The 12,526-nt window shown below is 61.3% G+C and carries 13 protein-coding genes; 11 read left to right on the top strand and 2 right to left on the bottom strand.

Annotated elements, in window-relative coordinates; genetic code table 11:
* The first annotated feature begins 21 nt into the window (after positions 1 to 21).
* The 8 genes from HMPREF3160_RS01530 (at position 22) to HMPREF3160_RS01495 (ending at position 7,409) form a co-directional block, all read left to right on the top strand.
* Positions 22 to 1,578, top strand: a complete 1,557-nt coding sequence (locus HMPREF3160_RS01530; RefSeq protein ID WP_256173783.1) for an ABC transporter substrate-binding protein/permease — start codon at positions 22 to 24, stop codon at positions 1,576 to 1,578.
* 110 nt (positions 1,579 to 1,688) lie between these two features.
* On the top strand, positions 1,689 to 2,435 hold the full coding sequence (locus tag HMPREF3160_RS01525; protein WP_305366908.1) for an amino acid ABC transporter ATP-binding protein: 747 nt from the start codon (positions 1,689 to 1,691) through the stop codon (positions 2,433 to 2,435).
* 258 nt (positions 2,436 to 2,693) lie between these two features.
* Positions 2,694 to 3,665, top strand: coding sequence for a 1,2-phenylacetyl-CoA epoxidase subunit PaaA (paaA, locus tag HMPREF3160_RS01520; RefSeq protein WP_070490274.1), 972 nt, complete (start codon positions 2,694 to 2,696; stop codon positions 3,663 to 3,665).
* Positions 3,665 to 3,994, top strand: a complete 330-nt coding sequence (gene paaB / locus HMPREF3160_RS01515; protein WP_035757913.1) for a 1,2-phenylacetyl-CoA epoxidase subunit PaaB — start codon at positions 3,665 to 3,667, stop codon at positions 3,992 to 3,994. Before paaA ends, paaB begins: the two co-directional genes overlap by 1 nt.
* Positions 3,991 to 4,857, top strand: a complete 867-nt coding sequence (paaC, locus tag HMPREF3160_RS01510; RefSeq protein WP_035757915.1) for a 1,2-phenylacetyl-CoA epoxidase subunit PaaC — start codon at positions 3,991 to 3,993, stop codon at positions 4,855 to 4,857. The genes paaB and paaC overlap by 4 nt, the downstream gene beginning before the upstream one ends.
* Positions 4,854 to 5,381 (top strand): 1,2-phenylacetyl-CoA epoxidase subunit PaaD, encoded by a 528-nt coding sequence (paaD, locus tag HMPREF3160_RS01505; protein WP_083285265.1) that lies wholly within the window; start codon positions 4,854 to 4,856, stop codon positions 5,379 to 5,381. The genes paaC and paaD overlap by 4 nt, the downstream gene beginning before the upstream one ends.
* Position 5,382: 1 nt before the next feature.
* A complete protein-coding gene (paaE, locus tag HMPREF3160_RS01500; protein ID WP_035757917.1) occupies positions 5,383 to 6,519 on the top strand; it encodes a 1,2-phenylacetyl-CoA epoxidase subunit PaaE in 1,137 nt (378 codons plus the stop codon).
* An 80-nt stretch (positions 6,520 to 6,599) separates the two neighbouring features.
* Positions 6,600 to 7,409: an enoyl-CoA hydratase/isomerase family protein gene (locus HMPREF3160_RS01495; RefSeq protein ID WP_370977347.1), complete on the top strand. Its 810-nt coding sequence runs from the start codon at positions 6,600 to 6,602 to the stop codon at positions 7,407 to 7,409.
* Positions 7,410 to 7,494: 85 nt separating this feature from the next.
* On the opposite strand, the gene HMPREF3160_RS01490 is transcribed toward HMPREF3160_RS01495, so the two are convergent.
* Positions 7,495 to 7,971 (bottom strand): MarR family winged helix-turn-helix transcriptional regulator, encoded by a 477-nt coding sequence (locus HMPREF3160_RS01490; RefSeq protein WP_070490272.1) that lies wholly within the window; start codon positions 7,969 to 7,971, stop codon positions 7,495 to 7,497.
* Positions 7,968 to 8,438, bottom strand: coding sequence for an Lrp/AsnC family transcriptional regulator (locus tag HMPREF3160_RS01485; protein WP_035757919.1), 471 nt, complete (start codon positions 8,436 to 8,438; stop codon positions 7,968 to 7,970). The genes HMPREF3160_RS01490 and HMPREF3160_RS01485 overlap by 4 nt, the downstream gene beginning before the upstream one ends.
* 149 nt (positions 8,439 to 8,587) lie before the next feature.
* On the opposite strand from HMPREF3160_RS01485, the gene pdhA reads away from it, so the two are divergent.
* The 3 genes from pdhA to HMPREF3160_RS01470 all read left to right on the top strand — a co-directional run bounded on the left by pdhA (position 8,588) and on the right by HMPREF3160_RS01470 (position 12,524).
* Positions 8,588 to 9,826 carry a pyruvate dehydrogenase (acetyl-transferring) E1 component subunit alpha gene (gene pdhA / locus HMPREF3160_RS01480; RefSeq protein ID WP_070490270.1) on the top strand — a complete coding sequence of 413 codons (1,239 nt, stop codon included), beginning with the start codon at positions 8,588 to 8,590 and terminating at the stop codon, positions 9,824 to 9,826.
* Between the two features lie 161 nt (positions 9,827 to 9,987).
* Positions 9,988 to 10,941, top strand: a complete 954-nt coding sequence (locus HMPREF3160_RS01475; protein ID WP_370977351.1) for an alpha-ketoacid dehydrogenase subunit beta — start codon at positions 9,988 to 9,990, stop codon at positions 10,939 to 10,941.
* Positions 10,941 to 12,524, top strand: coding sequence for a dihydrolipoamide acetyltransferase family protein (locus HMPREF3160_RS01470; RefSeq protein WP_070506621.1), 1,584 nt, complete (start codon positions 10,941 to 10,943; stop codon positions 12,522 to 12,524). The genes HMPREF3160_RS01475 and HMPREF3160_RS01470 overlap by 1 nt, the downstream gene beginning before the upstream one ends.
* Positions 12,525 to 12,526: the final 2 nt, after the last annotated feature.

Raw genomic sequence — 12,526 nt, 5'->3', positions numbered from 1 at the left:
GACAAAAGAAACGGACCCGATATGAGTTACTCGCACTCTTATGCAACCGGGGCACAGAGTCAGGAAGGCAAGCTCCCGCTGACGCGGATGACCATCTGGGCGATGCTTGTCGCTCTAGTAGCAGCCATCCTGGTGCCAGCCGCAACAGCTCGCGCCGCCACTGGACTCCAGCCATCGGCAACCGTGCCGGCCACCGCATCGCCTGCTGAAAAACAAGGCGAAGACTCCGTGGAAGGCAAGACCTTCACGATTGCAACCGACACCACCTTCGCGCCATTCGTGTTCCGCGAACCAGGAACCGGCGAGATGATCGGTATCGACATGGAGCTGCTGGATGCGATCGCTCAAGACCAAGGCTTCAAAGTCAATCTCAAATCGCTTGGTTTCCAGGCCGCGGTCTCATCTCTGACCTCCGGCCAGGCCGACGGCGTCATCGCCGGTATGGGTGTCACGGACGAACGTAAGAAGATCTTCGACTTCTCGGATGCTTACTACGAGTCCGGCTCTGTGATGGCGATCAATGAAGACGATGACGAAACCAAGGGGTATGAAGACCTCAAAGGTAAGACCGTTGTCGCCAAGGGCGGCTCCGAAGGTGAACGCGCCGCCAAGAAGCTCGCTAAAGAATACGGCTTCAAAATCAAGCCTCTCGACCAGTCCGCCGCGATGGTCCAGTCCGTCAAGAACGGCTCCGCAGTAGGTGTCTTCGATGACGACCCGGTGCTGCGTTACGGCATCACCCAGGGCTCCGGCCTGAAAATCGTGACCCCAAAGATCCCAGGCGGCGACTACGCTTTCGCGGTCAAGAAAGGTCAGAATCAGGACCTGCTGAAGGCCTTCAACCGCGGCCTTGCCAACCTCAAGGCTTCTGGCGAATACCAGAAGATCATGAGCAAGTACCTCGACCCACAGGAAGCTGAAAACGCCGGCAACATCATCGGCCTGCTCAAGCAGTCCTGGCCAGCGCTTCAGAAGGGCCTCATCAACACCCTGGTCATCACCGGCGTCTCGTTTGTGATCGCGATGGTGCTGGGCCTCATCTTCGGGTTCATGCGCATCTCCGGCAGTATCGTGCTACGCGGCATCGCACGCGCCTACGTCGCGATCTTCCGCGGAACCCCGCTGCTTGTGTGGGCGTTCCTGTTCTACTTCGGTGTGCCACAGCTCTTCGACGTCAAGGGCGACGTCTTCGTTGCCGGTGTCGCAACGCTGGCCCTCAACGCGGGCGCCTACCTCACAGAGATTGTTCGCGGTGGCCTCCAAGCCGTGGACCCAGGCCAGATGGAAGCTGCGCGTTCCCTCGGCATGGGATGGGGTAAGTCGATGCGCCGGGTCGTAGTCCCGCAGGCAGTCAAGATCTCGACCCCATCGATCATCAACCAGTTCGTGATCACGCTCAAAGACTCCTCGCTGCTACTGACCATCGGTTTCGCAGAACTGCTCTACCAGGCGCAACAGATCTACGCAGCGAACTACCGCGTGACCGAAACCCTCATCATCGTCGGCATTATGTACTTTGTGGTCATCACCATCCTCACGTGGATTGCTGACCTCGTGGATAAGAAGGTGAACAAGTGAGTACCCAATCACACGGCAATGAAGCAACCGAGAAAAAAGTAGACGAGGCAGCCGCGCAGGATGCAGCGGCACAGGATGCGGCGGCGGAGGCAGCCGCGCTGGAGCCAACTGTGTCCGATGCGGCGGCCGAAACCGTCATCGAGGTCACCGACCTGCGCAAAGCCTTCGGCAAGAACGAAGTGCTTAAGGGGATGAACCTCAACGTCAAGCGCGGCGAAGTCATCTCGATGATCGGCCCATCGGGTTCCGGTAAGTCCACGTTCCTGCGTTGCCTCAACCGGCTTGAGGAAACCACGGGCGGGACCGTCAAGGTGCTCGGTCGAGACATCACCAGCCCCAAGGTCAACATCAACAAGGTTCGTCAGAACATCGGTATGGTGTTCCAGCACTTCAACCTGTTCCCGAACATGACAGTTGAAGAGAACGTGATGCTCGCCCCGGTTGAGCTGGGACGAGTGAATAAGCAGGAGGGTCGCAAAAAAGCCGCGGCACTGCTTGAGCGCGTAGGGCTTGGGGACAAAGCGAAGGCCCGCCCGCAGGAACTCTCCGGTGGCCAGAAGCAGCGCGTAGCGATCGCCCGCGCGCTCGCTATGGAACCGCAGATCATGTTGTTCGACGAAGCGACCAGCGCACTCGACCCTGAAATGGTCGGGGAAGTGCTCCAGGTGATCCGCGAACTCGCGCAAGAAGGCATGACCATGATCCTGGTGACCCACGAGATGGGCTTCGCCCGCGAAGTCTCCGACCGCGTGCTCTTCCTCTCCGACGGCGTCATTTGCGAAGAAGGCCCGCCAGAGGAGCTGTTCGGTAACCCGCAACAGGAACGCACCCAGAGCTTCCTCGCCAAGGTCCTCTAACAAGGTCCGCGACAAGCGGCCCACATGACGATGCGGTGGCCGGCACACCTAGCGTGTGCCGGCCACCGCATCGTTGTTTATAAGGCCACCGCATGGTTTACAAGGCCCACGCTAGGCGGCGATTATTAACAGTGTTAGCACCGCCTGAGCACAGCGAAATAACTTGCCTTGTGAGAGTGCTATCACATATCCTGAACGAACGGTCAGTAAATCTAACTGGCCCCTCATACCCTTATTCATCGGAAGCAGGAGCTGATCATGAGCACCACCGTGACCGAGCAAACCGGCCAGGACTTTGATCCGCAAGCCGAGTTTGAGGCCCTGATCGCACAAGACGGACGTGTAGAACCGCGCGACTGGATGCCCGAGGCCTACCGCAAGACGCTGGTGCGCCAGATCTCCCAGCACGCACACTCCGAAATCATCGGGATGCAGCCTGAAGGCAACTGGATTACCCGCGCACCAAGCCTCAAGCGCAAATCCATCCTGATCGCCAAGGTCCAGGACGAAGCCGGCCACGGCCTCTACCTGTACTCGGCAGCAGAAACCCTCGGTACTCCACGCGATGAGCTCGTTGAGCAGTTGCTCGACGGCACCGCGAAGTACTCCTCGATCTTCAACTATCCAGCCAAGTACTGGGGCGACATCGGCGCTATCGGCTGGCTCGTGGACGGCGCGGCGATCGCCAACCAGGTTCCACTGTGCCGCTGCTCCTACGCTCCATACGGCCGCGCGATGGTCCGCGTCTGCAAGGAAGAGTCCTTCCACCAGCGCCAGGGCTTCGAAGCCCTGCTTGCGCTCGCCCGCGGAACCGAAGAGCAGAAGCAGATGGCCCAGGACGCCATCAACCGCTTCTACGAGCCAGCACTGTGCATGTTCGGCCCACCAGATGCTGACTCGAAGCACTCCAAGCAGTCCATGGCCTGGAACATCAAGCGCTTCTCCAACGACGACCTGCGCCAGCGCTTCGTCGGCATGATCGCAGAACAGGTCAAGTTCCTGGGCCTAACCCTGCCAGACCCAGACCTGCACTACGACGAAGAAGCCGGCAAGTGGATCCACAAGGAACTCAACTGGGACGAGTTCTGGCGCGTCGTTAAGGGCGGTGGCCCAGCTAACGCCCAGCGCCTCGAGCACCGTCGCCAGGCACACGAGAACGGGGCCTGGGTACGTGAGGCCGCCGCAGCATACGCACGTAAGCAGCAGGAAAAAGTGAGGAAGGCAGCCTGATGAGCGCAGAGAACCCAACGAACGCAACCGGCGCATCGCTCGCAGACACCAACGAATGGCCTCTCTGGGAGGTCTTCGTCCGTTCGTCACGTGGCCTCTCCCACGTGCACGCCGGATCCCTGCACGCACCGGATGCCGATATGGCGGTCCGCAACGCACGCGACCTCTACACCCGCCGCAACGAAGGCGTATCCCTGTGGGTTGTTCAGTCCGACGACATCATTGCCTCGGACCCGCAGGACAAGGGCGCGTTCTTTGAATCGCCAAAGGGCAAGGACTACCGCCACGCCATGTACTACACCGAGTCTGAAGGGGTGAAGCACCTGTGAAGTCTGAGGAACTCGATGAGCAACTGGCTGGCTACGGCGACTCCGTCGCCTCCGCTACTCGCGTCACCCCAGGCCACGCTCTGCGCCCGGAAGACATCGCGTTCAAGGAAGCCCCAAGCTCCGAAGACGTCGCCGAATACGCGCTCTGGCTTGGCGATGATGCGCTTATCCTCTCGCAACGCCTGCAGAAGTGGGTCTCCAACGCCCCAGAAATGGAAGAGGACATCGCCCTAGCCAACATCGCGTTGGACCTGTTGGGCCATGCCCGCTCCTTCCTGACCTTCGCAGGTAAGTTCTGGGACAAGGACGAAGACGAGCTCGCATACTTCCGTGACGAAGACGACTTCCGTAACCTCGTCATGGTTGAACAACCCAACGGTCACTTCGGCGTGACCATCGCACGCCAGCTGCTGTTCTCGGTCTACCTTGAACTGCTGTACTCGCGGCTGGTGAACTCCGAAGACGAGCTGATCGCGGCGATCGCTGATAAGTCCCTGCGCGAAGTCCAGTACCACGTGGACCACGCCCAACAGTGGACCCTGCGCCTTGGCCTGGGAACCGAAGAATCACACGAGAAAATGGTCCACGCGTTCCGCGTACTGTGGCCACACGTCGAAGAGATCTTCATCGACCATCCACTGCAGGAACGCCTCGCCGAAAAGGGCATCGCCGTACTGCCATCAACCCTCCGCGAAGAGTGGGACACCCGTATCAAGGCCGTCCTCGAAGAAGCCTCGCTCGAGGTCCCAGAGGAGCCCGGTGCCCTGGTTGACGGCCGTTCCGGCAACCACTCTGAACACTTGGGCTACATCCTGATGGAAATGCAGGTGTTGGCCCGCCGACACCCAGGAGTTAAGTGGTGACAACTGATCGACGTAGCGCGCCGGCAACCGAGCAAGACACGGTAGCCGACAAGGACACGCTCTGGAACATCGCATCCAGCGTGAACGACCCGGAAATCCCGGTGCTCAGCATCCATGACCTCGGTATCCTGCGTGACGTTGAGCTCGACGGCGACACCGCCGTCGTGACCATCACGCCAACCTACTCCGGTTGCCCGGCCATGGATACGATCGCCGATGACCTGCGCCTCGCGTTCCGCGAAGCAGGCTATGCCGGCGCGCGCGTCGAACTCACGCTGAGCCCAGCGTGGACCACCGACTGGATGACCGAAGAAGGCAAGAAGAAACTCGCTGAATACGGTATCGCTCCACCAGCCGGGTTATCGAAAGATGGCGGCAAAGTGATGCTCGGGCTGAGCGTCAAATGCCCACGCTGCCACTCACTGAACACCCGCGAACTTACTCGTTTTGCTTCGACGGCATGCAAGGCGCTGTACCAGTGCAATGACTGCCACGAACCGTTCGACTACTTCAAGGTGCACTGACATGACTGAAGCTGCTTCCACTACACGTAAACGTGCCCGTTTTCATACGCTCAAGGTTTCTGAGATCCGCCGCCTGACGGCCAACGCTGTTGAAGTCACCTTCGATGTTCCAGAGGAAATCGCAGATGAGTTCGACTACGCGCCCGGCCAGTATGTAGCGTTGCGCGCCATGGTCCCGTCCTATGACGGCACCCCCGTCGAGCTGCGCCGCTCCTACTCGATCTCCCAGGCCCCTGTGCGCGGGGAGATCAAGGTGGGTATCAAGAAGGACCAGGGCGGCCTGTTCTCTACGTGGGCCAACGAAACACTGGCTGTGGGTGACGAAATTGACGTCATGAGCCCGCAGGGTACGTTCGTGTCCAAGAAGGATCTGGTCCGTCCAGGCGAGGCCCAGCACCTTGTAGCGATCGCGGCGGGCTCCGGCATCACCCCTGTGATGGCTATTACCCGCTCGGTTTTGGAAGCAGACGACCGTTCCCAGGTTGACCTCGTGTACGCGAACCGTTCCTCCTCAGACGTGATGTTCGTTGAGGAACTGGCTGACCTGAAGGATAAATACCCGTCCCGCCTGGCGGTGCACCACGTGCTCTCCCGTGAACAGAGGATCTCGCCGCTACTGACCGGCCGCCTGGACCAGGAGAAGCTTGAACTGCTGCTCAACAAGGTTCTGCGCACCGACTTGGCAGACGAGTGGTTCTTGTGCGGCCCGATGGAACTGGTTCAGATGGTCCGCGACAACCTCGCAGAGCAGGGAGTCGAGGCCGAACGCGTCCGCTTCGAACTGTTCACGACCGGCCAGGTGGGCGACCCAACCGGCCAGCACGGCAAGCCAGTCAAGATCGAAGAAGGCGAGCCGACCCGTGAGATCGAGTTCCAGGTCGACGGCCTCAAAGGCACCGTGGAATCGCCGATCGAAGCGCGCGAAACGATCCTCAACGCGGCACTGCGTGCCCGCCCGGACGTCCCGTTCGCTTGCTCGGGTGGCGTGTGCGGTACGTGCCGCGCCAAGCTTGTCAGCGGCAACGTGGACATGGCCGAGAACTACGCGCTTGAACAAGACGAACTGGATGCCGGCTACATCCTGACCTGCCAGTCCGTCCCAACGACCGATAAGGTCGCCGTCGACTTCGACGCCTAATCAACCTAGACGGCCCGCCCACCCGGCGGGCCGTCCGCTTTCCACCCGTGTTTTCATAACCGAAAGGTCCACTACACGACATGTCGATGATTCGCACCGAGAGCAACCAGCAAGGTGTTCTCGAGATTGTTCTGGATGCCCCGAAGAAGCTGAACTCGATCGACGAGGCCGGTCTTGAAGAACTCAAGACCACGCTCGCCTCGGTCTCCGAGCAGGTCAGCTCCGGTTCGGTGCAGGCCGTGATCCTTCGCGGTGAGGGCCGCGCGTTCTGCGCAGGCCGCGACATTTCCCAGGTTGATCCGCTCAAAGACGACGTCAACCACTACCTGGGTGAGCTCACCGCCCCAGTCATGGACGCGATCCACGAGCTACAGGTCCCGACGTTCGCCGTCGTCACAGGCGCATGCCTCGGTGTTGGCTTGGGACTCGCGGCATCCTGCGACGTCGTCTACGTCGCTGAGGACGCGAAAATCGGTTCCCCGTTCGCTAACCTCGGTGCCTTGCTTGATTCGGGCGGCCACCACTTGTTCGTGACTCGCTTGGGCACGCATCGTGCCCTGGACCTGATCTACACGGGCGAGCTGATCTCCGGTGAGCAGGCCGTGCGCGAAGGCTTGTTCTCCCGGTCCTTGCCGGCCGATGAGGTGCTCGAATTCACGCGCAAGACCGCCGGGCGTGTGGCCCGGGGTGCGCTGGATTCCTACCGTGCATCCAAGCAGCTCGTGTTCCAGATCCGGGACGAAGACCTCGGCTTCAACGCATCCGTTGCCGAAGAGGCCCGCTTGCAGGAAGTTCTGCGCACCACCGATAACTACCAGGAAGGCTTCAAATCCTTCCAGGAGAAACGCAAGCCGGAGTTCAAGCCGACGCCGCCACGCGAGAGCTGGTAGCCAGCAAGGACGCTAGCTAGATACTTCGAGGCTCTGGCCGGAGCATGAGCTCTGGCCAGAGCCTCGGCGTTTAGCAGCGCCGGTGTTAGCCGCTGGTTGCGTCCGGGTCGGTTTCGTCCCAGTGGCGTTGGCTTGCCTCCAAGATGAGCTCGATGGCGCCCAACACCTGCTGCGCTTGTTCAGCGGTGAGGCTCGCGGCTACTTCAGCGGCCCATTCCGCTTGGGCGGCTTGCGCGGCTTGAACCGCGGCGCGGCCTTTCTTGGTTGGCGCCAAGAGAGAAGCGCGGGCGTGCTTAGGGTTGGTGCGGTAGGCCGCCAGCCCTAGCTTGACCGCATCGTCGGCTACGCGCTGGACGGACTGGCGCGTGAGCCCGAGCACCCGGGCGATCTGAGAGACAGTCGCTGGGGTCTGGGCCGCGGCGGAGATCACCTGCCAGCGGGCGGGAGTGAGGTCATTGTGGGAGGCCACAACCTCGGCGGAATACACGAACTCGGAGTGCGCTTGAGAGACAGCAGAAATGAGCGCCCCGAAATCTTCAGGGTTCATAGGCTGAGTGGTCATGTGGCGGGAGTCTCGGGTTCGTGGTCTTCGAAGATCAAGTGGGTTTGGGTGTCCATGACCTCAGGCATCGGCTGGAGCACCTCGAAAATAAATCGCCGCAGCGCCTCGTTATCGGCCGCGCGCACCAGAAGCATCACATCGAACGTTCCGCCCACGAGGGCCACATGGTGGACCTCCGGGATCTGGCGGAGCTGCTCTTGCAGGGTGCGCCACGAATGCTGACGCAACTTGAGGGATACGTAAGCGGAAGAGCGCAGACCCATCGCGGCATGGTTCACGGTTGCCGTATACCCGGTGATCACGCCGCGTTCACGCAGGCCTGCGATCCGTTGATACGCGTGCGCCCGTGAGATGTGCACATTGCTTGCGATAGCGGAAACCGAGGCCCGACCGTCTTTGAGCAGTTCGGAGACGATAGCTGCATCCACCGCGTCTAAAGCGGGAGCAAACGCTGGGTTTTTAGCCACTGCACACAGCTCCTTGAAGCACTAGACAAAATGACAACAACCGCCAAGTTGCGTAGACAAATTTCTGAGCACGCACTGCGGAGCGACAAATCCTCTGATCATTTTCGCACACATGGCGACGAAAAGCTCAAGCAGGCATCATATAGACCATGACTGATCATGTGAGCCAAACCACAAGCTCGGGGGCTGAGGTGACTCAGCCGCTCGATGAAACGCGCGTAGGGGACTCGGTCTCCCGCGCATCGGACTCCTTCGGTATTTCCGTTGAAGACTACCTTTTGCCCACGCGCGGCCGCGTCCAGATGGTGGACGAGCAGGGGCGGTTGCGCCCGGTAGAGGAACAAGGGATCGCCCCGGGCCACGAATACCCACTGCCGGATGGTGCCCGGTTGCTTGACGCGTATGAAAAGCTCGTCATCGGCCGCCGCATCAACGATCAGAACGCGGCCCTTGTGCGGCAGGGCCGGATGGCGGTCTATCCTTCCAGCCACGGCCAGGAAGCGTGCCAGGTTGCAGTCGCGGTAGCCCTTGAGGAGCGCGACTGGCTGTTCCCGACCTACCGTGACACGGTCGCCGTGATTTCTCGCGGCGTTGTCCCGGAGGAAGTCATGACGGGCTTCCGCGGTGAATGGCATCAGGGCTATAACCCGTATGACCACAACACCGCTGTTCAGTCCACCCCTCTCACAACCCAGCTGCTGCACGCCGTGGGTGTTGCTCACGCGGCACGCATGCGAGGTGAAGACACGGTCGTGATCGCGCTGTGCGGTGACGGCGCGACCTCGGAAGGTGATTTCCACGAGGCGCTGAACTTCGCGGCCGTGTACAACCTGCCTGTGATCTTCTTTGTCCAGAACAACGGTTACGCGATCTCGGTTCCGCTCTCACAACAGTCCGTAGCGCCGTCGCTTGCCCACAAGGCTGTCGGTTATGGCATGGCAGGGGAACGCGTGGACGGCAATGACCTCGCCGCTGTTTTGGCTGTGCTGGACCGTGCCGTCACGATCGCCCGCGAAGGCTCCGGCCCGCTGCTGATCGAGGCGGAGACCTACCGCATGCAGGCGCACACCAACGCCGATGATGACACGCGCTACCGCGAATCAGACGAGGTCCAGGAGTGGCTAGCGAAAGACCCCGTGGTCCGTATGGAAGCGTACCTGCGTAACGAGGGCCTGCTCGATGACGAAAAAGCCGAGCAGATCAAGGCTCACGCCGAGCAGGTAGCCAAAGAGCTTCGCGACGCGATGAACCGCGAGATCACACCTGACCCGAAGGATCTCTTCACATACGTCTACGTTGAGCAGACCCCACAGCTCGCCGAGCAAGCCGCAATGCTCGCCGAAGAGCTGGAACGTGACTCTGCTTCCCAGGAAGGTGAGGCCAAGTGAGCCCCAAGCAAATGTCCCCTGAGGAAAAGCAGGCGGAATTCGGTGGTGTAGCGGATTCGGTGCGTGGCAAGGACGAGCCGGCGGTCCCGCCAGCCCGCGACCCGCGCCCGGCTGGCCCCACATCGTTCGCAGCGGCCTTGAACACCGCGCTCGCTGATGCGATGGAAGCAGACGATGCGGTGCTGATGTTCGGTGAAGACGTCGGTAAGCTCGGCGGCGTTTTCCGCATTACCGATGGCCTGCAGGAGCGTTTCGGCAATAAACGCTGCTTTGACACACCGCTAGCTGAATCCGGCATTGCCGGTATGGCGGTGGGCATGGCGATGAACGGTATGCGCCCAGTGATCGAGATGCAGTTCGACGCGTTCGCATACCCGGCACTCGAGCAGATTCTGAGCCACATCGCGAAGATGCACAACCGTACCCGCGGCCACGTGCGCCTGCCGCTGGTCATCCGCGTACCGCACGCAGGTGGCGTGGGTGGTGTAGAGCACCACTGCGACTCCTCGGAGTCCCTGTATGCGCACACACCGGGTTTGAAGGTTTTCATCCCGTCCGGTGTTGAAGACGCCTACCTCATGTTGCGTGAGGCGATCGACTCGGATGACCCAGTGGTGTTCTTCGAACCGAAGAAGCTCTACTTCGGCCGTGAACAAGCCGACCTAGAGGCCCTCAAGAAGGAATACGAAACGAAGAAAGCAGAGCGCCGCAACGGGACCGCGCGCGTGCTACGCGAAGGTAAGGACGCGACCATCGTGACCTACGGCGCTTCCGTTTCAACCGCGATGAAGGCCGCGGAAGCAGCCGTTGAGGAGGGCTTCGACCTCGAAGTCATCGACGTGCGCACCATCGTTCCCTACGACGACGCAACCGTGGACGCGTCGGTCCGTAAGACAGGCCGTGCGCTGGTGGTCGCTGAAACACCGGGCTTCGCATCGATCGCATCCGAACTTGTGGCGCGCATCCAGGAGCGGAACTTCTTCTCGCTCGCCTCGCCAGTCAAGCGCGTCACGGGCTTCGACATCCCGTTCCCATCACCGATGCTGGAGAAATATCAGCTGCCAAGCGTAGACCGCATCCTTGATGCCGTCGATGAGATGACGTGGGAGGACTAATGGCACAGACGTTCACTCTCCCGGACCTCGGGGAAGGACTCACCGAAGCTGACCTGGTGGCCTGGCACGTCGCCGAAGGCGACACGGTCGAGATCGACCAGATTGTCGCCGAAGTCGAGACAGCTAAATCCGTTGTTGAGATCCCGTGCCCGTTCGAAGGCACAGTCCTGAAACTCTATGGAGAACCTGGCGAGACGATGGTCGTGGGCGATTCGCTCATCACCGTAGGCGAGCAGGGTGAAACCACGGACGGCGGCGCTGATGACGACGGCGTCGGTTCTAGTAGCGGCGGCGCTGATGACGGCGCGGCTTCCGGCGTTGAGGTGTTGCGTGAAGGCGCGCAGTCCTACCGCGAAGAAGAACGCGCCGGAACGGGTTCCGGCAACGTCCTGATCGGTTACGGAACGAGCGAAGACGAAGGTGGCGCTCGCCGTCGCCGTCGCGGCCGCCACCGTGCCGAGGTTCCGGTTGCTACGAGCCAGAGCTCGGCATCTGTGAGTCAGGACTCGGTGCCTGTCAACCAAAGCTCGGCTCCGGCACAGGACCACAGCGAGCCGCAACGCCAGGCAACACAGCTTGAGCAACAGTCGGAGCAGCGTGAGCAGGTGGCGCCGCGAGTCATCAACCCGCTGGTGCGTAAGTTGGCTCGCGACAACGGCGTGGACATCGCCGCGCTGGAAGGCTCTGGGGCCGACGGTCTGATCATGCGCGCAGACGTTCAGGCAGCGATCGACGGCGGGGCACAGTCCGCACCTGGCGCGCAGTCCGCACCGCACACATCGGGCGCTATCCTGGGCGCCGCTGTACCGAGCAACGAAAAGGCACCGGCCGCATCGGAGGGTGCTGGCGCCGGCGAGGTCGATGCGCGTACCGGTTTGACGGTCGAGTCCCGCACCCCGATGACCGGGGTCCGGAAGGTTGTTGCGGAGACGATGTCGCGTTCGCGCCGTGAGATTCCGGAAGCGACCGTGTGGGTCGATGTGGACGCAACCGAGCTGCTTGAGTGGCGCAAGAAGCTCAAACCGAACGCGGAAGGCCGCGTCCCGGGTGTGCTCTCGCTGATCGGGCGTTTCGTCACGGCTGGGTTGATGCAGGTTCCAGAACTCAACGCCCGCATCGATGAGGCGGAAGACGGCACCTCGGAGATCGTTCGTTTCAAGGGCGTGAACCTGGGTATCGCTGCGCAGACGGACCGTGGGCTTGTGGTGCCAGCGGTGGCTGATGCGCAGAAGCTTTCGGCACGCGAACTGGATGCCGCGATCGGTGAGCTGGTCGCGACCGCGCGCGATGGCAAGTGCACCCCGAACGAGTTGATGCGTGGCACGTTCACCCTCAACAACTACGGCGTGTTCAACGTGGACGGTTCCGCGGCGATCATCAACCATCCGCAGGTCGCGATCATGGGCCTGGGTCGAATCAAGGAGCGCCCGTGGGTAGTTGACGGTGAGATCACGGTCCGCTCGATCATGGAGCTAACCCTGGCATTTGACCACCGCGTATGCGATGGCGGTGCCGCGAGCGCGTTCCTCCGCTACGTTGCCGACGCGATTGAGAACCCGGCGGAGGCACTGGCAAGCCTCTAGCC

The organism is Arthrobacter sp. HMSC06H05 (assembly GCF_001807395.1).
GTDB lineage: Bacteria > Actinomycetota > Actinomycetes > Actinomycetales > Micrococcaceae > Pseudoglutamicibacter > Pseudoglutamicibacter albus.
The sequence above is the reverse complement of the archived record's forward strand: the minus strand, read 5'-3'. Positions and strand labels throughout refer to the sequence as shown.

Excerpts from the sequence above, each read along its gene's own strand:
- HMPREF3160_RS01530 (WP_256173783.1), top strand. The coding sequence starts at position 22 with ATGAGTTACTCGCACTCTTATGCAACCGGGGCACAGAGTCAGGAAGGC.
- paaA (WP_070490274.1), top strand. The coding sequence starts at position 2,694 with ATGAGCACCACCGTGACCGAGCAAACCGGCCAGGACTTTGATCCGCAA.
- paaB (WP_035757913.1), top strand. The coding sequence starts at position 3,665 with ATGAGCGCAGAGAACCCAACGAACGCAACCGGCGCATCGCTCGCAGAC.
- paaE (WP_035757917.1), top strand. The coding sequence starts at position 5,383 with ATGACTGAAGCTGCTTCCACTACACGTAAACGTGCCCGTTTTCATACG.
- HMPREF3160_RS01495 (WP_370977347.1), top strand. The coding sequence starts at position 6,600 with ATGTCGATGATTCGCACCGAGAGCAACCAGCAAGGTGTTCTCGAGATT.
- HMPREF3160_RS01490 (WP_070490272.1), bottom strand. The coding sequence starts at position 7,971 with ATGACCACTCAGCCTATGAACCCTGAAGATTTCGGGGCGCTCATTTCT.
- pdhA (WP_070490270.1), top strand. The coding sequence starts at position 8,588 with ATGACTGATCATGTGAGCCAAACCACAAGCTCGGGGGCTGAGGTGACT.
- HMPREF3160_RS01475 (WP_370977351.1), top strand. The coding sequence starts at position 9,988 with ATGGAAGCAGACGATGCGGTGCTGATGTTCGGTGAAGACGTCGGTAAG.
- HMPREF3160_RS01470 (WP_070506621.1), top strand. The coding sequence starts at position 10,941 with ATGGCACAGACGTTCACTCTCCCGGACCTCGGGGAAGGACTCACCGAA.